Below are 19,371 nucleotides of genomic sequence, written 5' to 3' on the forward strand. Positions count from 1 at the left end.
AAGACAATTCGATACACATCTTCCAATCTAAACCGATTGGATATCGACCAAGTGACTTAGATGAACACTTGCAATCAACTGAAAAAGGTTCGGTCGTTGGTAGCGAAACCACTATTAAACACGTTATGTCGAAGTTAAACCGAAAGCGAATATCTGGCTTTCGGTTACCGGATAGCTGACATTCCTTATGCTAAACCACACACCTCGAACTTTTAAGCCAACAGCCACATTGGCGTTTTCACATACCCAAAATTTAAAGAGATAGGGATATTTGCCACTTTTAAGGCAAACTCCCAAAATATTGAACTCAATTTCGAAAATACGAGTAGTGTTTGGTATAAGTGGCAAGACGATACTTCAAGGCATTTCTAAAAGTGCCTGCCCCACTTATTATTTACCTAAAATTCAAAGAGATAAGGGACATTCACCCGCTTTCTCAGCAGATACCCCACATATTGTACTCAATTTCATCGATATAAGTAGAGATTGGGATGAGTGACAAGAAGACACTCCAAGATTTTTCTATAAGTGCCTGTATCATTTAATTACCACTAATTCATTCCATATTATATGAGAGGAGGTTAATTCCTGGGATCTCATGCTCAAAATCATTTAAAAATACCTTAGCGGCTTTTATGAAATCAATCTTACCTACTTCTACCGGAAACTTCACAGTCTCAACTCCCCAAGGAGAAGATAGGAGTGCTTTTTTTTCTCCATGTATAACCACTTCAATTATCGGTGACTCCTCGTAGTCCATAGAATCATATTGAAACATCTCTTCACGACATTCTCGATACATCCAAGAGTATAGCTGTGAATAAAATTCAGCTAAGAGTATATCCTCTTCATCAAAAATTATTACCCCGTCAACTGATATAAACAATCTGCCCTCAATCTCAGAAAAAATTTGGCTTATCATTTTTCTGTTTATCGATTGTTTTCTAATCTCAAAACCTATTTTGCATTTACCGGAAAAGCATTCCATATTTTACCATCATTACCTATTATCACTCTAACTGAAGTTTGACCCTTGGAGCCAATTTCTCTCCCAAGATCGGCAACTACTCTAAAGGAGTCATCTGCATTATTTTTCATAAAACGCGCACTTGATGATCGCAATGCCTCTGCAACAACTCGTTGTACATCACTAATACTATTAGAATTGAACTTAGCTGCTCGTTTTGCTGTTGAGCCTAGTAAATGTTTATCTTTTGGTGTCCATCTATGAACATTACTTGCAGCTTTGTAGGCCATATTCGACGCACTGTTAAGCGCACCTAGCCTTCCAGCTCCCCATGCGGCTAAAGATCTAACTCCATGAACAATCCCAACACCAACGCTATACACTCCCAAAACTATATCCGCTGGCCCTATTGAAGAGTATACACAACCATTACAATCACCCTCAGCAGAAAGAGTATCCTGATGAGTAAAAGAAGGGTCATTAAAGTTACTAAGATATTCGTAAACTCCTGGGGCAACTTCGCTGCTAATCCCTTGATTAATAAGTCTATCAAGGATTTCGAGTTGCTCTCTGGCATTAGGTTCCTTCAACGAACCTCTTGCCTCTTCAACATTCTGCCTCTTACTTGGTTCGCTATCCGTATCGGAGTAACTTCTAGACTCACTGCCCGTATTACGCCCATTTCGATCAAAATGTGTCTTCTTACCAGAATCGCTTGTATGAACAGATCGTCCTGTCCCCTCAGAGCCTCCACCAAATTCAACTAACCTAAACCCAGTCGGATCAATATACTTCATCGGGTTGTTCCACACATACGCATAACGGTTAAAGCTGTTCGTTACAAACGGCGCTTGAATGATCGGATCTGCACTCACAAACCGCCCTAGGGTTTGGTCGTACACCCGCCCATTCATATGGATCAGCCCGACTTCTTCTATCTCCTCGTGCCCGGTGTAGCCTCGGTTGGTTAGAACCATTTGCTCGACGTAGCTGTACTTGGTGTTTGCCTCTCCCTGCGGTGTGATATCACGCTGCTTACCGAATGCATCGTAACTGCGGCGCTCGACCACGTAACCGTACAAGTCGGTGATCATATCCACGGAGTTCAGCGCGTCGTAGTGTAAGAAGCGCACTTGCTTGTTGGTAATGGAGCCATCCGCGTTTTCAGATTGGCTGTTTAGAGCAATCAGCTTACCTTCGGCGTACACGAAGTGTTGGTGCTGAACCTCACCTGTGGCGACATCGGTTACCCGCTCGTAGGTTTTGTCGATGTAAACCGTGGTTTGAGAACCAGATACCTTCTTATAGCGGTTGTGGTTGGCATCGTAACTGAACGAAACGGTTTTGCCGTTACGAGTGATTTCGCTTGGCTTGTTGAATGCCGTCCAGCTTAGTGTGCGCTCGGTGGTGCTGTTGCTGCGTTTGGCGCTCACCATGTTACCCACAGCGTCGTATTGGTACGTTAGCCCGTTTGCTTTGGTTACGGCGTGTGCCCCTGCCCCAATGCTGCTGTATTCATAGGTACCCGATACCCCAGTCTTACTTAGGATATTACCAATGGAATCGTAGCTGAAGGCGCTGTTTTTGGTGACGTTTGCTTGGCTGCTGCCGTTATCAAAGACGATGTTGTTGGTTTTAACGCGATCTAACCCATCGTAGGTGTAGAAGTCGCGAATACCTAACGATTGGTCGTAACGCTGAGTTACGTTGTTGTGGTCGTCGTATTGATATTCTAACCATCGGGTTGCATCGGATGAACCCACAAAGGCATTTTGCTTGCCGGTGATCTCCTTATAGCGATGGCTGAGCACCTGACCCGTTTTATGGGTAGTGATCATCATAGGTTTGCCCGTGGATGCGCTGTGGTAGTAAGTGTTGACTAACCCGTTACCCAACGTTTCCGACAGCGTATGACCGTAGGCATCAGTTTCGCGGCGTTGCCAGTAAATTTGGTATGCACCGGACTGGCTGGCTTCCGCCAGTTTTGAATTGGTTTTTAAGGCGTTGAGATAATCTATCTGATTGGGTCTATTTTCAATATTACCCTTGTCGTCTCGACATTGTGAAGCGATGGACACATCATTATGGTTGGCTCCCACCATGCGGTTTGCAGCATCGCAATACACTTCTTTAAGCGCCAGAACTTTTTTAGCTAATGCCAAAAGATCCCGAGCTAAATCGGTGTAGTAAAGATAGTGTCGATTCGATATATCCGCAGCTTGCTGCAGTTCCTCTGCACTGAACACCAGTTCTTGCTGAGTGGAAGAGTCTGCACGAGCACCATAAGCATCATTCGCTGCCATAAGGTTAAGCGTGCCATTTTTGTCATAATCGACCACACGGAAGTCACCAGCAGGGCTTAGCCCCATTTGTTTAAAGGCACTGTCGGTGAGACCGGTATTAATTAGACTCGAATGATAGTTACGGACACCATTGCTTGTATCTCCCAATCTCTGTTGTAGCTCATAAATAGCACCATCAAGAGTAATATCAATTGGAATAGACACATCATCGTGCAGTATTACCCAACTTCCCGGGCGTAGGTAACACTTGCCATTGGCGTCACACCAGCGTTTGAGGCGAAAGATATTTTCTGAACCTAAAATTTGCAGAGAGGCGGAATCTAAGTGGTGTAAGCCTATGGTTTTCGAGTTGTATTCATTGACTTTACCCTGGAAGAAATCTTTCTGTTGTGCGTAGCGCTCTGCTTTGTTCAGATATTGCCTAGCAACGTTGAGCGTTTCCTTAATCAGCAAGTCAATTTCATCACGGAAGCTTTGCTCAACAAATGCGACATCGGCATAGGTATAAGGGCTGCGAATTTGAGCCAAATAGCCTTCTTGATTATACAGGTACTCTAGTGCTAGTCGGTTTTTGGGGTTTGTGCCTTTGGCAAGCTTCACTGCAACGTTTGCTAATGAGGTGTCTGTACCATTTGGACGAACTTCTCGGGCTAAGCGCTCATACTCATCATAGACATAAAGGGTGCTAAATTTTTCATTATCTATAAAGGTGGCTCTTTCTTCTAATAAACCTGAGGCATTGTAGTAATAACTACTACTGCTACCATGCCCAGACATTGACGTCAGCGCACCGAGTGACACTTTGCCTCGCTCATCATATACCCATGTTGAAGCGGCGTTGCTGCCGTCTTTTTGGTATACCTTACGCCCTAGAGAATCGTAGCGATAGGTGGTCGTTACACTGTTCCCATCGGTCTTTTCCAGTAATTCACCAGCGGCGTTGTATTTGTATGCCCAAACGCCTAAATCTGGGTCATCCAGTTTTGAACGGTAGCCTAGGTTATCGTACTCAACATGGGTTGAGTTCCCTTTACTGTCGACCGAAGACTTGAGCTTTCCATCTGGGAAATAGGTGTACGTCTGATAGCTGTAATCGGGTTTCCCGAACGCTTCCTCTTTCTTAAGGATATGCCCAAGCACGTTGGTGGTGGTTTTATGATCGAAGCCACGTGCATCCGTTAACGTTGTGGTAAAAGCGTTGTAGTTCGTTCGCCATAAAGTTTGACCACCTGTCGCGCTTGGTTCTTTTTTGAGAATCTCGCGGTTTAAGGTGTCGTATTCAAACTCAACATGGTAGACCGGATCGTATTTGAAGTATGGGCGCGAAACGCTGGTCTTTCTGCCGTTTCGGTCCCAATGCGTATCCGTATAAGCGATTCTGCCATCAAAGCTCTTGACGCCGCTGCGTACTTCACGCCCCGCGAAGTCCAGCTGTACCCAACTCTCGCCTCCGTGATTTGGTATGGTTTTCACACAGCGAAGAGTTTCTGTATCGGAGTCCCCACATTCTTCTGCGCCTGCACTTAGGTATCCGTAGGCTACGAAGTTATTGGTACCTGGATGCGTTTCTTTGATAAGCCGCCCAAAGCTGTCGTACTGATAGGTCACCTTTCGCCCATTTGGTGCAATTTCTTCAGTTAATCGACCGGATACATCGTAGGTGTAGTCGGTCACGTGACCTTTAGCATTGGTCACTTTGTCGATATATAACTGGTTGCTGTCGTAAGCGGTACTTGTTGTACGGATATCAAGATCAGAACCCGAAACACTTTGAGAGGTGATATTACCGAAGTCATCATAGCCGTAACGGGTGATAAGGTTTCGCCCAGAAACACCACCAGACTGGTAAGCCGTCGGAGTAATGGTTTGTTTGCTTAGCAGACCTTTAGCGGTGTATTCAAAGTCCGATACCGTAGTTTTTACGTCGCCACTGGTGTTGTCTGTGATGCTCTGGGTGGATTTTTTAATGGCTCCGACTTGCCAGAATTCACTACCCGACTTGGTGACTAACTGCGTTACATTTAAGTGGCTGCTGGTGAGTTCTTTACGACCATCTCCATCAAAATCCTGGTACGCCAAAGCGCCACAAGATCTTGGTTTGGCAGCATTAAACGTAGCTTCAGACACGTTAACTAAAGAGCCCTGTTGATCAGACCAATTCTGTGAGTTTGAATTGGTTGACACATCAAAACGATAGAAATACTTCATTCGTTTGAGAATCAACGGCACGTCTATATCACCATGAATCAGAACGAACTGATCATTCGGTTTTACGTATACCTTACCGTCTGTGCCACAATACTTCGTAATTCCATAAATAAACTGATTAAACACGGTATCGATATTGGGAACATTAGTGCTAGTAATAGACAGCACCTGAAATGTTTGAGTTGTGCCATTAGAAACGTAATCGAATATATCTTTTGTTGTGAATGAACCTGAATTGGCCGTAGCACCTACTACATTGGTCGTTTTTTCAACCACATTACCAAAACCGTTTTTGTCCTTTTCCGTGGTAGTAGTAGTGGTTTTAAGGTGAGTACCTTGATTGTCATAGTGTTTAACTTCAACACTGCTGGCATAGACCTCATGATATTTAACGCCGTTAACACCATCTTTGCTTTTTGCACTGTAGCTGTAGGTTGTTTCCTTAGCTATATGAAATGTATCCGATGCTATTTTCTTTTTCTGTATCAGTACTTTTGAAGGCTTACCCGATTGTCTCAAGTCAAAATTAGTAGCATCTTCTCGCCCTGCCTTAAACTCTGAAGTCGTCTTAGTGACCACCTCTCCTGTTTCAGTGACCGTAATCTTATCAAAGCCTAAAAAGCCTAATCCTTTACGATGAGACTTGGCTCCCTCATACAGGTAGTCGTAGGTGGTTGCACTATAGCCGTCTGGCTTTTTATTCACATGTGAGACGAGATATCGAGTTGGTGTTGAATTAACAACAGGGTATTTAAAATAGCGTTTTTGCGTGTGAACGTTTGTGTCTGAGGCAGGTTTATAGCTTATTGAGTAAACCAGCCCTTCTTCGGTAATTTTATGGATTTTATCTTGGGCATAGGGCTTGGAGACATGAACAGACTTTACTTTGTTCGATTCTCCAAGAACCAAATCAGTTCTCCCATCAGAGTTTAAGTCGGTAACACCAGAGAAGTTTTGAATGCCTGTTCGTAGGTGGGAACCCCAACTAATTCGACCAAAATTATTTTTGTGAATGTTCTTATTGGTGTAGAGATCAGGATATCCGTCTGCATTGTAATCAAAAAACTGCACATCAGAAATATCGTGGTGCGCGACTATTTCTGTATCGTAAGAAAAAGTACTGCCATTAAATAGGTAGAATATTATCCATGCACCATTGGACTTATGCCGCTCAACCGTCACTAAGTCCTTGTAACCATCATTGTTTATGTCAGTGACCCGGACAGATTCAGTGTTAGGCATTAATTGGTAATAGCGCTTCCCTTGTGAATTTGAAGATAAGTAATAATTGAAGCGCTTCTCTGTATTCGAATAATAGTAAGTGTCATCTTTGCCATCATTATCGATATCAATAACTTGTCGCGAGCTGTCAGTTAGTGTTTGTTTTCCATTACCATCGAAATCTGCATTAATCTTACCTTCTGGATAACTGCTTAAATTACCACTATCATTTTTGTCGTATGACCCCACAACCTCTCCTCTAGACAACTTAATATAATAGTTCCATTTCTTATCTCTAGAGGATGAATAGGAGCAACGTTCAGAAGACAAACGATTTATTGTAGAGGAAAACCCCAAAGTCGGTGAATCCAGCGAGCCAATCAGTGCAAATCTGTTAGAAACATTAGAATGAACCACACCATTTACATCTTTTACTTTCCATCCGTCGGCATACGAAGAATATCGACTGCAGCTCTTAGTAGAATTATTCATGACACCGTAAATCTCTTGGTGTCCATCACGCTGCAAATCAAAATATCTAGGTCCCAGAATTCCCGTATTTGATACACTCTGGATTTCTTGATTATGTGCATCTTGCCATTCAAATTTTATTGGTGAAGAACATTTAGCTGTACCTCCTCCACTACATAGCTTGATTGACTCTAGTAGACTGCGACCAGTCGCAGCTGAGTTATTTTCACGGTAAGTTAAACTGTAATTTCTGACCGTTTGTGCGGACTGGTTTTTGACATAGATTTTGGATAGTCGCTGAGGTCTTGTTAGCTTTGAACCCATTAATAACTGGGAAGTACTGTCTGATCTAGCCTCATAGCCAAATTCAACCGAACCACCCATGTAGTGAATTGAGCTAATGCGATGGCGTCCTGCACCGTTATATTCATAGTACTTAAACTCAATATGATTACTCTTTGTATGATCCGTGATCTTATTTAGCGCCCACTTATAGATATGAGATTGACCTGGCAGGTTCACCTGCGCCGTATCTTCCATTCCATATTCATATACTGAGCCGTCCTTTTTCCAAACCTTAAAATGGGAAGGTCCATGACCGTTGTAATGGTTTTTAAACGACACAATCTTTGAGTAGCCGTTATTTTCTAAGCGATATTCGGTTAGATGCCCACCATCTTGACCCGTAATCGCCACCAAACGTTGACCATCTAAGCAATAGCGATCGTCATCGTTTAAACGAACGCCACCCCAGCGACCATCTTTGGCTAAGTTTTTTCCACATCGAGTAATGGACGAGAGTCCAGAGAGATTCCACCCCATACCAAGATAACCATTTGGGGAGTCACTGGCGTAGCTGATCGCAAGTGCTGGCTGATGACCATTTCGACCCGGAACTACTTCAATTGGTAGTGAATATGTTGCCTGTCCCCCAGACACATTAAAATCGCCTCGAATAATCGGTGCCGCCGCGTAAGCTAGTACGCTGAACAGCGACAAAAGACTGATCAATGTAAGCCTTAAATAATTGTGTAACTTAGATTGTTTAGCCATCGGATTTTTTAAACAGAATAAGGTAGGCATTTTTGTATTCATTGAGTTCGTTATCCGTTACGAAAGGTGAAAATAAATTGTGTATAGAGAACAAATAAAAGCTGACTAGTTTGTGGAACTTTCCATCAAAGATTCAAGACGCTCAAGCTCTTGATTTAGCTTTTGTAGTTCTTCTGGGGGTGGAATATCATCAGGCATATTCTTTTCCGAAAAATCTCTCAGATCGCCCTGAACAAGCGGCAGTTCAGGAGCATCCAGATTTTGAATACCATGCGCTAATGTTTGTTGGAGTTCGATAACAGGAGAAGGATAAGAAATATCGTCACTGAATAGGTCATCAGTTTCGTTAATTGCAGATTCCGTCAAATCTAATTCGACAGTCTGACTTTGATGTGTTTCAGGATCGGAGTGATCTTGAGAAGTGAAAAAATAAATCGCCAGTCCCCCAAAAATGAGAACTGACAAAAATGCCACTGATTTCATAATTTATTTCTTATATTAATTAGGAGTATTTTCTCAGAGTCGGAAACGTCAAAGCCAAAAATTCATACGCTACCGCCCTTCCCATTTAAGAGACGCTGGTAAAATACCTTTAAATTATTGCAAGTGCATTTACCTAAATTTACAAATGTGAACATCATCAACAAATCTCATAAATAAAACTCCTTGATATCCTTAAATTATTTTCCCCTGAAATAATATTAAAAATCTTTGCAACAAGAGTATTTGGAAAGCCATTCGGTGATATAAAAACCGGTCAAGTCTGAACAGAAAAAAGAAGGTTGGTTATTAAGCACTTCAATCTGTCGCTACTCTCGGTTAGCTCTATAACAGCCTCTCAATATAAAACTAACCACTCCATTTATAAGTCAGCCCTTACATTCTGATACATGTATCAAATATCAGATTGTGATGAAAACGTCTCAAAAACTGACACTTTAATCACCGTGCACTTTCAGATGCTTTTTTATACGAAAATAAGCATCGCTAGGTATATGATTAAATGGAAGTTTTTATGAAAATGTTTACACGTAAAGCTTTGGCAGGCTTACTGGGGCTTTGTTCCTTTGCGTCTTTCGCGACAGTGTTGCCTTCCCCTCACCCTCATCAAATAACATTGTCAGATGGGAGCTCGATCGAAGTTAGATTGAAAGGAACGAAACAATTCCACTGGTATGAAACCTCTGACGGTCACGCTTTAATTAAGCAAAATAATAATTGGCACTTTGCGAAGCTCAGTCAAACCAGTGGAGAACTTATCTCGGCGGGCGAAATATTCTCTTCTACAACGCCACCACCTCCAGCTTCACTCATTGACTCCTCAACCGCATTTAAAATGCAGGTGAAAGCACAAAAATTATCAATGACACAAGATAGCGGGCTTTACACAACTCTATCGAGCCATGTTCCTTCAATACAGCAAGGCGCTTACCGCAATCAGGAAGCAAATGGGGTAGTCGAGCAGCCATTGCTAGTGGTACAAGTCTCTTTCAGCGATGTGACTATGAATCACGACTTTACTGACCTTGTATTTTCCACGACGGAACAAAGCGTAAAAGATTATTTTCGCAAGAATTCCTCGAACAGCTACGAGGTAATCCCCGCTAAAGAAACTGATGGTACCGTCAATGACGGCGTAGTGAGTATTACCCTTGCTCAAAATCATCCAAACTGTATCAATCAATGCTGGGATACATTCGCGCCTGTGTTCGAAGAGATTTACAGTAAGCTTGATCCACTGGTCAATTTTGCAGAGTTTGACAAAAACCTCGATGGCAGTATCACCCCTTCAGAGCTTTCTGTTATGTTCGTATTTGCAGGATATGACCGAGCAGTAGGTTCTGAAAATCCAGCTATCTGGCCACATAAATGGAACCACGCCCCAATCACCGTAGATGGCGTTAAAATTAACTCATATTGCTTGTTTGCAGATTATCAGAGCGACCACCAATCAACATTAGGCGTTATTGTGCATGAACTCGGTCACCTAATGCTTGCTCTACCTGATTTATACCCGGGAACAGACAACCCAGACAGAGGGTCAGTTGGAAAATGGGGTCTTATGAGTGGTGGTTCCTGGTCGATGAAGCCGGGTGACTTGTACGCAGGGCAAACACCTTCGAATATGCTGGCTTGGACTAAAGAAGCTGCTGGGTTTGTTACGCCTCAAGTATTGACATCCTCTGGTCGAAAAGAAATTCAAACAACGAATGACTCTGCCGTCATTTACATCGATCCGTACCTTAAAGAAAAAGGAAGCCGAGTTTACTTAGAAAATCGACAAGCTCAAGATTACGATGCTGGTGTACCTGGTGAAGGTCTGCTTGTTACCTCGGTCAACATTAATAACCAGGCGCGTAATAACGGTCCGATGCAGGTTCAGATTTTACAGGCTGATGGATTAGATGAACTTGGAAGAGGCTGGAGAGCAGACAATGGAGATGTCTTCCCCGGTAGTACAAACCAAAACAGCTTGTCTGATTCCACAAGGCCATCACTGTCTGATTTTGTTGGAATCAATTCCGAAGTCGAATTCAACAATATCGCAAGCGATTTAAATGCGGCAAGTTTTGACTTAAACATGATTGATGAGCCAAATAAATATTCTTGGGCAACCTCTTTCCAACGCTCATATTTGCAACTTTATACAAATGTCAATGTTGCCGCGTTTGCCATCAATACTCGCGATTCCTTGAGTGTGTTAGATGGGCTGCATATCAATACGCACTCTACAGGTATTGAAGACACCCAATACAAACTTTGGTTGTTTCCTTACCAACCTGCCGAGCATGTTCTTTCAGTAACACCAGCAGAAGGTCAACTTCTGGCTCAAGGCTACATTCCGGCAAACAATAGAATACTATTGGACAGCAGCATCTCTCTACCTAATGGCAAAAGTACTCTGATATTGGAACTCACCGATGGAGTAATCGAAATAGAGCAAAAACGTGTTGAGACGTACATTAACTACAGCGAGGTAGAATCTTGGTGGGCAAGTAACACAGACTTCAGCGATCATAATCAGCTTATTGCTATGCACCCTTGGCATCAATATAACTTTGGCGCACTTCTGCGCTCCGACACGAGCTCTGTGATCACAGCGAGAAACGATGCATTCTCTGTAGATGAAGATTCGTTTGCTTCCTACAATCTGCGAGATAACGACATCGTTGATTTTTCCCAACAAATCGAAGGGGTTGAAATCATCACACCGCCGTCTAACGGGCAACTTTCTGGGATGGACTATACGCCGAATGCCAATTTCCATGGTAACGATTCATTTAAGTACCGCTTGAAAACAACGGAGGGATTGACCTCGAATGTCGCGACTGTTGATATCACGGTAAACTCGATAAATGATCTGCCAACCGCTGTTATTTCCGACCGTTCGATAACCATCAGTGCTGGTCAGCATTTCACGGTTTCTGGTCTGGAAAGTACCGATGTAGAATCGTCGAATCTTGCGTATCTGTGGAGCACATCAGAGGATTACGTTTTATTTGGTAAACGCTCGTCCCAGCTAACGGTTAGCCTACCTCATCTAACTGTAAATAAGACCCTAGACGTAACGCTTACCGTAACCGATGAATCGGGAGCGCAATCTTCAGATACAGTCACTTTCAACATTCTTGCGAGTAATAATGTTCCCGTGACTCAAAATGATTCTGTAACGGTGACTTACGGCGATTCAGTCTCAATTAAACCGCTTGAAAATGACACAGATGCCGATGGTGATAACTTGTCTCTGATACTGACGTCACTGCCTTCAAAGGGGAACACCTCAATTCAAGGAAACGAGATCATTTACACCGCAACAGGCGCACACGGGCAAGCCCAATGGGTTGAAACCTTCTCTTATGAAGCTGTGGATGAAAAAGGCGGCAGAGCATCTGGTGAAATAACCGTCACTGTACAACCTAAAACCAAGACGACAACTACTATCACTTCAACTAGCTCATCATCAGGAGGTTCGATGAGTTTGTATGGGATGCTTGTATTGTTAGCATTAGGGGCTTTTAGAGGGGTACGGACACGCCGTAAGAGCTCAACTATTCACTAAAGCCTGATTAGAACTGAATTACCTGACTCTAAATCACTAAAAGCCCCAGTATCTCGCGATACTGGGGCTTTTTTAAACTATATAGGTAAACGCCTTGGAACCACAGGTTCGAATCTAAGCCACGACAGCAATATCCGATGCATTTACAATGCGATTTCTGCCATGATCTTTCGCCTGATACAACGCTTTATCAGCTTTCTGATACATAGAATCAAAGTCGAATTTGGATGGAAGAACGGATTCTGTTAAATAGCCGATGGATACCGTGAGTACTGACGAGCTGTCGTTCAAAGCATGGGGGATGGCGTCGGTTTCAATACACTGACGAATGTTTTCTGCCAGCTTTCTGGTTTTGTCTTCCGTGGTGTCGGAAAGCAGTAATGCAAATTCTTCACCGCCGATACGGCAAAAAGTTTCATCATTGCTGTCGCAGAAGTTGCTCAAAATGTTACCCAACCGAATCAAAGCGATGTCACCTTCTAAATGCCCATACTCCTGATTGAACAATCCAAAATGGTCAATATCCAGCAATATCAATCCAATATTCTGAGGCGCAGACTCCTGACGGTTTCGGATTTCATCCATATGTTTTACTAACTGACGACGATTTCCTAAACGGGTAAGCGGGTCGATACTCGACAGAGCTTCAAGCTGCTGGTTGGCTAATTCTAGCTCCAGAGTGCGGTTGCGCACTTCCTGTTCCAGATTTTCGTTAAGGGTACGGATGGCTTCCTGTGCTTTTGTACGTTGCAAAACTTCTGTTAAGTTGGATGCAAACAGTAGCATCATTTCCTGAAGCTGGCTGGTAAGAGGGCGGCGAGTTAAAAGGTTATCAGCTGCTAAAAATGCAATAGGTCCATCGGTGCTGCTTTTCAGCATGGTCATGGCTGTCCAGCCAAACCCAACAATGCGCTTGTCGTGATAAATGGGTACCGACTCTTCAACTGATAACGTATTCGGATTGTGAATGGCACTGGCGACGAGTGGTCGGTCTATCTGCATTTCGGTTTCATAGTAACTTTCATTCACCACATTCCCTTGAATGTCAGTGCCCCATGTCCCATACAAACGTGTCAGATCCGGATCGGTCAGGAACACCGCCATACGATCTAAGCCCAAATTATTGATGGCAAAATCTACTGCGGACTTACACACGTCATTCACCGTTGTACAACGGGAAAGCGCGACCATGCTGGAATGGAGCCAACGTACGTTTTGCTCCTGTTTCTTGCGGATATAGATTTGAGCAAGGAGTGAACCAAAAGACTTCAGCATCTCACGCTGGTAATCGGTAATCGGTTCCCGATGTATAAAGTTGTCCAGCGCCAGCCACCCGATAGGCTCATTCTCATGGCGTAATATGAGCATGCCGTTCCAGCCCTGCCCCACCACATTACCCGTGGTGTACAAGGGCGCGTTTTCTATAATCACCAACGACTCGTCGTTGGTGTGAAGCGCCTCAATATATTCTTCTTCAAGCTGGTGAAGATCATAAATGGTATGGTGCTCTGCCACTGTTTTTCCGTACTCGTCTGTACCATAGGTTCCGGTAAAACAGCGTTTCTTCATGTCCAGCAGCATAAATACGCTGCGGTCAAAACCCAGACGATCTCGGACCGCTTCCACTGCACCTTTATACAAATCATCCAGTGTTGCAGGGTTCGAAAGCTCCAACGCTACCTGCTGGACTAGCTTCATTTTATCAATAAACGTTTCACGCTGGCGGATCTCATCCAGATACTTCGCTTCCCGTATATCACGGTTTTTAAACTCCAGAGAAGCGTTGCGCTCTGCCCTCAAACATTGCCATCTGGCAGAGGCAATGTTCAGGATATCGATAAAAGATTCCGCCGAATTGACCTGATATTTCTCGAGTTCTACTTTCTCAATAAACAGGTATGTGCGCCATTCTGGGTGGTTGTCGACCATCATGATCAGGCACTCACCACCCAATGCATCGAGATAGTTCCAGGAACAGGTGTTGATTTCTAAAGGGATAAGACCATCGGAGGTATCAAACTGAGCTGCCCATGTCCAGAATGAGCCGGGAAAGCAATGTGGGGAAGTAAAAGAACCTTTTGAATAGCTGGGAGATAACTGCTTACCAAGAGAAGGATCCCGGACAAAATACATAGCCTTGGGAGAAAAGCTCTCAGACAGAAACTGGAACATTCCGTCGGCGATCACTTTGTGATCTCGAGCTGATGACACAACTCGTAGTAATGCATGTCTATCCAAAATTTCACCCAGCTAACGGTATTTTTATGTTTATGGCTCAACGTTAGCGAGAGCGAAATTTGTATGCAACAGAACGGACATTCAGTTGTTACAAATTCCGCATTTTTAAGCGGTCATTTTGACTAATTCGCGATTCAAAGCAAATTTTTGGCACAACATCACACATAGCGTTACATCACATTATTGTCTTTACATCCTCACAATGCGACATAACTTATAAAATAATACAAATTAAAAGCCAGTTATATAAATAACTACATATTGGGCAACGCCTTATCAACTGGCGCTTCTAAATCCAACTGCTTGCCTTTTCGCTGAAATGAATAAAGTGCAATTAAACTTAGTGTTCCAACCAGTAAAAATGCGCCAAGCAGAGCCTTAGTTGTAATAAATGAAGCAATTAGTCCGCCAAACACGCCTGTGACTAACATTTGTAACGATCCTGACAAGGCTGTGACGGTTCCCGCACGTTCTTTGTGTGGCTCAAGAAGCATTCGTCCAATGACAGGGAACATCAACCCCTGAGCAATAGCAATCCCCGTTAGTGCCCCGATTAGGTTGAAAACACTCACCGAACCGATAAGCATCCATACACCCGAAAGGAAAGCGATGCCTAACCCAACACCTAAAATCGACTTGGGCAACAATCGACGATTTAAAAAGTTTTGCAGCACGCTGCCAATCATCAGCCCGAAAGATGGCAGTATCATCACCAAGCCATAATGCGCGGCACTCATTTCTAACTGCTCCTGGACCAGATACGGCATCACCGACAATGAAAGCATGATCATCAAAAAATTTACCCAGCCATAAGTTGTCGTTGCTATCACTTGTGGCGTTTTAATCAGATCTGCATAGGCTCTGAAAGATTCGAATAGCTGCGGTGCTTTAGCTGGATAGGGCAGTGTTTCCGGTAAAATCAGCAATCCGGTCACGTAAATCAGCGCAACGTAAGCAAAGACAAAAACAAACACCGATTCCCATCCAAATTGCCACGTTAGCCAACCACCAAGCACTGGCGCAACCATCGGCATCACCGATGCCATGATCGACACGTAAGACAGGGCTTTAGCAAGTGTGTTGCCATCGTAACTGTCGCGCAAAATACTGTTAGCAATGACCGCGGTACTTCCTGCTCCTAAACCCTGAAGCAAGCGACCAAAAATAATCCAGTTCAGGTCGTGCTGAAGGAACACACAGATGCTGGTTCCAACAAGGTAAAGCCCCTGCCCAAAGATAAAGACGGGTTTTCTGCCCAAGGAATCCGCAACAGGTCCGTAAATAAGCTGCGCCGCTCCCAACCCAACCATATAAATGGTGACCAGCCATTGGATATCCAGAGTCGCATCAGAAAACTGCCTGCTCATTTCTGGCAGGCCGGGTAAGTAAATGCTTACCCCGACCTGTCCGGTAGCGATAACCATCATCGCAAGCATTAAAGGCAATTTACTGAAGTTTTCTCTTTTCATAAATATACAGGCACTCGGTTAGAAAATTAGGCAAGTTCACACATAAGGGTATGCTTACAAATCAGTTTACTTTGTTATCAATGAATGATAATCACGTAATTGGGAAACGGATTACATCCTGACAGGAACTAATAGAGGAGCAGTAATGGACTGGATGCAGAGCGTAAAAAGTTACATCAGAGTGGTTGAAGAAGGGAGTTTTAATGGCGCTGCCAGGCGCTTGAATACCACAAGCTCAGCCATCAGTAAGCGCATACTCTGGTTAGAAGGAGTAGTGGGCGCACAGCTGCTAAAAAGAACCACACGCTCGATCAGCCTGACTGAAGCTGGTGCCTTGTTTTTTGAACGCTCTGTATCTCAAATGGAGCAATGGCAGTCTATTGTAGATGAAACCCGATCTGTTACCCAAGCGCCAGTCGGTCGGTTAAAAATCGGCGCTACCGTCGCAGTAGGCTCTCGATTTATTGTCCGATATCTGGATGATTTTCTTTCTCAGTATCCAGACATCAAAGTCCAGCTAGTGACGACCGTGCCAGGTCAGTTGCCGGAGTTGGATTTGGATGTGTATATCAGTCGGGAGCTGGAACAAATGAACTCCCTCAGTTTTATCGCTACCCCACTGTTCGAGTATCCGTTTGAATTTTTTGCCTCACCTCAATACCTTGAACAGCATGGCATACCCGAACAACTCGATGATCTCTCCAAACACAATATGTTGATTTGGGGCGAGCAGCTTGAACGGGAATTCTTTTTCGAAAACAAAAAGAGAGTCGTTTTTAAAGGCAATTTCGCCACGACCAATCCAGAAGCGCTGTATCACGCGGTAAAAGCAGGAATGGGAATACTAATTTCCAGTAAGATGATGATCCGCGACATGCTTGATTCCGGAGAAGTTGTACAAGTGCTTCCTGGGCTGAAAACTGAGACGACCACCATTTATGCCTATTACCCAAAGCTGGATTATGAGCACACTCGTACCCGCCTTTTCATCGAACATTTGAAAAATCGGCTGGCTCAGGAAATTCCTTCAAAGTGACCCATTCTGCACTCAAAGCGCAACTTGAGCCCGACTGTAAAGCCACTTGGCTGAAAGATGAATTTTTCTAGTGAATGATGGTCATTGCTTATGACTAAGTGCGCACATCATTCTCAATAAAGAGTCAGATCGGGATATTTCTTACTCGCACGTATTTTTAGATCTTATACTTCTGTTCTATAAGAAATTTATATCTATATTTTATAAAATAACATACGGTATGTGTGTTTGTATCTGATGATTGAGAAATCAGGTCGGCGCTGGGTTTTGGTAGGTCATGGAAAGAAAGGACTTCAATGATACAACCATCAGTATAAGTGACATCAACAGGATACTTTTACTGGATGGAAATGAGCTTCTGGAGCAAACCTGTATGTTGCTTCATGAAAAGCTTCATTCGTTCTGTACCTGCATAGTGGAACTGAACGAAACAAATCACGTTGCATCTACGCTGGCGTATGTGCAGGAAAATACCGTAATGGATGACCTGCAATACGACATCAACAACACCCCTTGTGAACAGGCTTCTAACTCAGATACCGAGTTCTGCATATACGCAGAGAAAGCTTACCAACATTTTCCCAAAGACCCGTTTTTGGTCGATCTTCAACTCGAATCGTATTTGGGTTATCCGCTGAAAAACGCTCAAGGGCAAACCTTGGGGATATTAATTTCAACATTTAAAACCCCCATCAGTAATCCAGATCCCATTCTTCACTACCACAAACTCTTTTCAAAAATCATCATCCACCAGCTCCGGGCAAAATGGCTGGTTGAAAAAACCGATACATTGCTAAGCCAGCTCAGTGAACAGACCAAGCGAGACAATCTCACTAATCTGTACAATCGATTTTCCCTTGCCAACCATCTGAAACATTTGATGGAAGTGAAAGGGAAGAAATCGAGTCTGGTTCTGATCGACATTGATGGTTTTAAAGAGTTTAACGACTTGTACGGCACCCATATCGCCGATCGCGTGTTACTGCATTCTGCCAGTGCCATCAGAAGTGCTTTCGACAATGTGGATACTATCTATCGCATTGGTGGAGACGAATTTGCCGCCATATGTGAAGGCGACGTAGTCGAACAACGGGCAGATGCTTTGTTTGAGCAGCTTCATTCTGGCTTTCAGTATGAAGACTTGCAGCTTAACTTCAGTGTCAGCCTGGGGATCGTCAGCTTTTCAGATGCTGAAAGCGGTGACGACTTGTTGCTTAAAGCTAACCTTGCATTAAAACTGTGTAAGCAGAGTCAGAACTGCCATATCCAATACTATGACAGCCGACTAAGTGCGATGCATTTACGCCGCTCGCAAGTCATCGAGGCACTGAAGCTAGATTTAGCTGCCACCGTTGAAAAAAGCGCACTCAGTGTCGCTCTGCAACCTATCGTGCTTCTAAATGGTGACAACTGGAGTCGGTTTGAAGTTTTGGCTAGGTGGAACGACCCTAAACTGGGTGTTGTCACGCCCGACGAATTTATTGAAGCGGCTGAACATACCGGGCTTATCAATCGTTTGGGCGAACGTGTTTTCGAACTGGCCTGCGAAGCCAAACGCTTCCTGGAACAGACATTGGGCTACTCCGTTGAACTGAGTGTGAACTGTTCGGCAAAAGAGCTGGCGCAGCCAAGGCAGTACTTGTCCCAACTGACTCAAAAGCTTGAGCGTTATGGGTTTGCCGCAGATGAGTTCACGATAGAGCTTACCGAAACCGTCCTCATGACTCAGTCTGGTGATATTCGTCAGGCCCTGCGAGGATTGCACGAAAAAGGATTCAAGATCGCGCTTGACGATTTTGGAACTGGTTACTCCAGTCTGAATTACATTCACCGCTACGACATCGACTGCATCAAGATCGATAAAACCTTTGTTCAGAACATGCTGACCAATTTGAAGTCTGAACGAATCGTAAAATTGATTGTTGAACTGGCGAAACAGCTTCAGGTAAGTATCGTGGCCGAGGGAGTAGAAACGGAGCTGGAACTGAACAAGCTGGTTGGAATGGGTTGTACCTCTATTCAGGGCTATCTCTATTCCTGCCCGCTTTCACCGCCTCAGCTCATTCAAAAAATTGAGAATCTACCTCCGCAAAGCAGTTCTTCAAAATAAAATCAGCTTCCAGATAGGAAGCTGATTATTGCCATTGAGTTCTTAGGGTCTGTTGGCCTTTCGAGATGATTTTTGCAGCAATTTGTGGGTTCTTTATACAAGGCAGCGCTTATTCGGTGTAGTCGCTCTACATCAATAAGCGGTAACACAGTAGAAAGGAGCCACAAATGCTGCCCGAAGGGTTCGGTTCTATGCGCTTTACTCTTTGTTGCAAGGTATTTACTTAGAATGACTA

8 protein-coding genes are annotated in these 19,371 nt (G+C 43.8%); 3 read left to right on the forward strand and 5 right to left on the reverse strand.

Annotated elements, in window-relative coordinates; genetic code table 11:
- Positions 1–556: 556 nt before the first annotated feature.
- The 3 genes from INR79_RS18305 to INR79_RS18315 all read right to left on the reverse strand — a co-directional run bounded on the left by INR79_RS18305 (position 557) and on the right by INR79_RS18315 (position 8,706).
- The gene (locus INR79_RS18305; RefSeq protein ID WP_223098446.1) at positions 557–988 is read right to left on the reverse strand and encodes a hypothetical protein; all 432 of its coding nucleotides are present in this window, start codon (positions 986–988) and stop codon (positions 557–559) included.
- A complete protein-coding gene (locus INR79_RS18310; RefSeq protein ID WP_223098461.1) occupies positions 958–8,181 on the reverse strand; it encodes an RHS repeat-associated core domain-containing protein in 7,224 nt (2,407 codons plus the stop codon). The genes INR79_RS18305 and INR79_RS18310 overlap by 31 nt, the downstream gene beginning before the upstream one ends.
- Before the next feature lie 147 nt (positions 8,182–8,328).
- Complete coding sequence (locus INR79_RS18315; RefSeq protein ID WP_223098464.1) at positions 8,329–8,706, reverse strand: hypothetical protein; 378 nt, start codon at positions 8,704–8,706, stop codon at positions 8,329–8,331.
- A 532-nt stretch (positions 8,707–9,238) separates the two neighbouring features.
- Between INR79_RS18315 and INR79_RS18320 the strand changes: the two genes are divergently transcribed.
- On the forward strand, positions 9,239–12,283 hold the full coding sequence (locus INR79_RS18320; protein ID WP_223098467.1) for a M6 family metalloprotease domain-containing protein: 3,045 nt from the start codon (positions 9,239–9,241) through the stop codon (positions 12,281–12,283).
- 114 nt (positions 12,284–12,397) lie between these two features.
- Here the strand turns inward: INR79_RS18320 and INR79_RS18325 are convergent, their stop codons facing one another.
- Together INR79_RS18325 and INR79_RS18330 are read right to left on the reverse strand one after the other, a co-directional pair.
- Positions 12,398–14,521 carry a GGDEF domain-containing protein gene (locus INR79_RS18325; RefSeq protein ID WP_223098470.1) on the reverse strand — a complete coding sequence of 708 codons (2,124 nt, stop codon included), beginning with the start codon at positions 14,519–14,521 and terminating at the stop codon, positions 12,398–12,400.
- 254 nt (positions 14,522–14,775) lie between these two features.
- A complete protein-coding gene (locus INR79_RS18330) occupies positions 14,776–15,990 on the reverse strand; it encodes a multidrug effflux MFS transporter (protein WP_022591967.1) in 1,215 nt (404 codons plus the stop codon).
- Between the two features lie 145 nt (positions 15,991–16,135).
- On the opposite strand from INR79_RS18330, the gene INR79_RS18335 reads away from it, so the two are divergent.
- Together INR79_RS18335 and INR79_RS18340 are read left to right on the forward strand one after the other, a co-directional pair.
- Positions 16,136–17,026 (forward strand): LysR family transcriptional regulator, encoded by an 891-nt coding sequence (locus INR79_RS18335; RefSeq protein WP_022562110.1) that lies wholly within the window; start codon positions 16,136–16,138, stop codon positions 17,024–17,026.
- A 277-nt stretch (positions 17,027–17,303) separates the two neighbouring features.
- Positions 17,304–19,136, forward strand: coding sequence for a putative bifunctional diguanylate cyclase/phosphodiesterase (locus tag INR79_RS18340; RefSeq protein WP_223098473.1), 1,833 nt, complete (start codon positions 17,304–17,306; stop codon positions 19,134–19,136).
- Positions 19,137–19,371 lie beyond the last annotated feature (235 nt).

The sequence above is a fragment of the Vibrio sp. SCSIO 43132 genome (assembly GCF_019904195.1).
In the GTDB taxonomy this organism is placed as follows: domain Bacteria; phylum Pseudomonadota; class Gammaproteobacteria; order Enterobacterales; family Vibrionaceae; genus Vibrio; species Vibrio nigripulchritudo.

Excerpts from the sequence above, each read along its gene's own strand:
- INR79_RS18315 (WP_223098464.1), bottom strand. The coding sequence starts at position 8,706 with ATGAAATCAGTGGCATTTTTGTCAGTTCTCATTTTTGGGGGACTGGCG.
- INR79_RS18305 (WP_223098446.1), bottom strand. The coding sequence starts at position 988 with ATGGAATGCTTTTCCGGTAAATGCAAAATAGGTTTTGAGATTAGAAAA.
- INR79_RS18335 (WP_022562110.1), top strand. The coding sequence starts at position 16,136 with ATGGACTGGATGCAGAGCGTAAAAAGTTACATCAGAGTGGTTGAAGAA.
- INR79_RS18320 (WP_223098467.1), top strand. The coding sequence starts at position 9,239 with ATGAAAATGTTTACACGTAAAGCTTTGGCAGGCTTACTGGGGCTTTGT.
- INR79_RS18330 (WP_022591967.1), bottom strand. The coding sequence starts at position 15,990 with ATGAAAAGAGAAAACTTCAGTAAATTGCCTTTAATGCTTGCGATGATG.
- INR79_RS18340 (WP_223098473.1), top strand. The coding sequence starts at position 17,304 with ATGGAAAGAAAGGACTTCAATGATACAACCATCAGTATAAGTGACATC.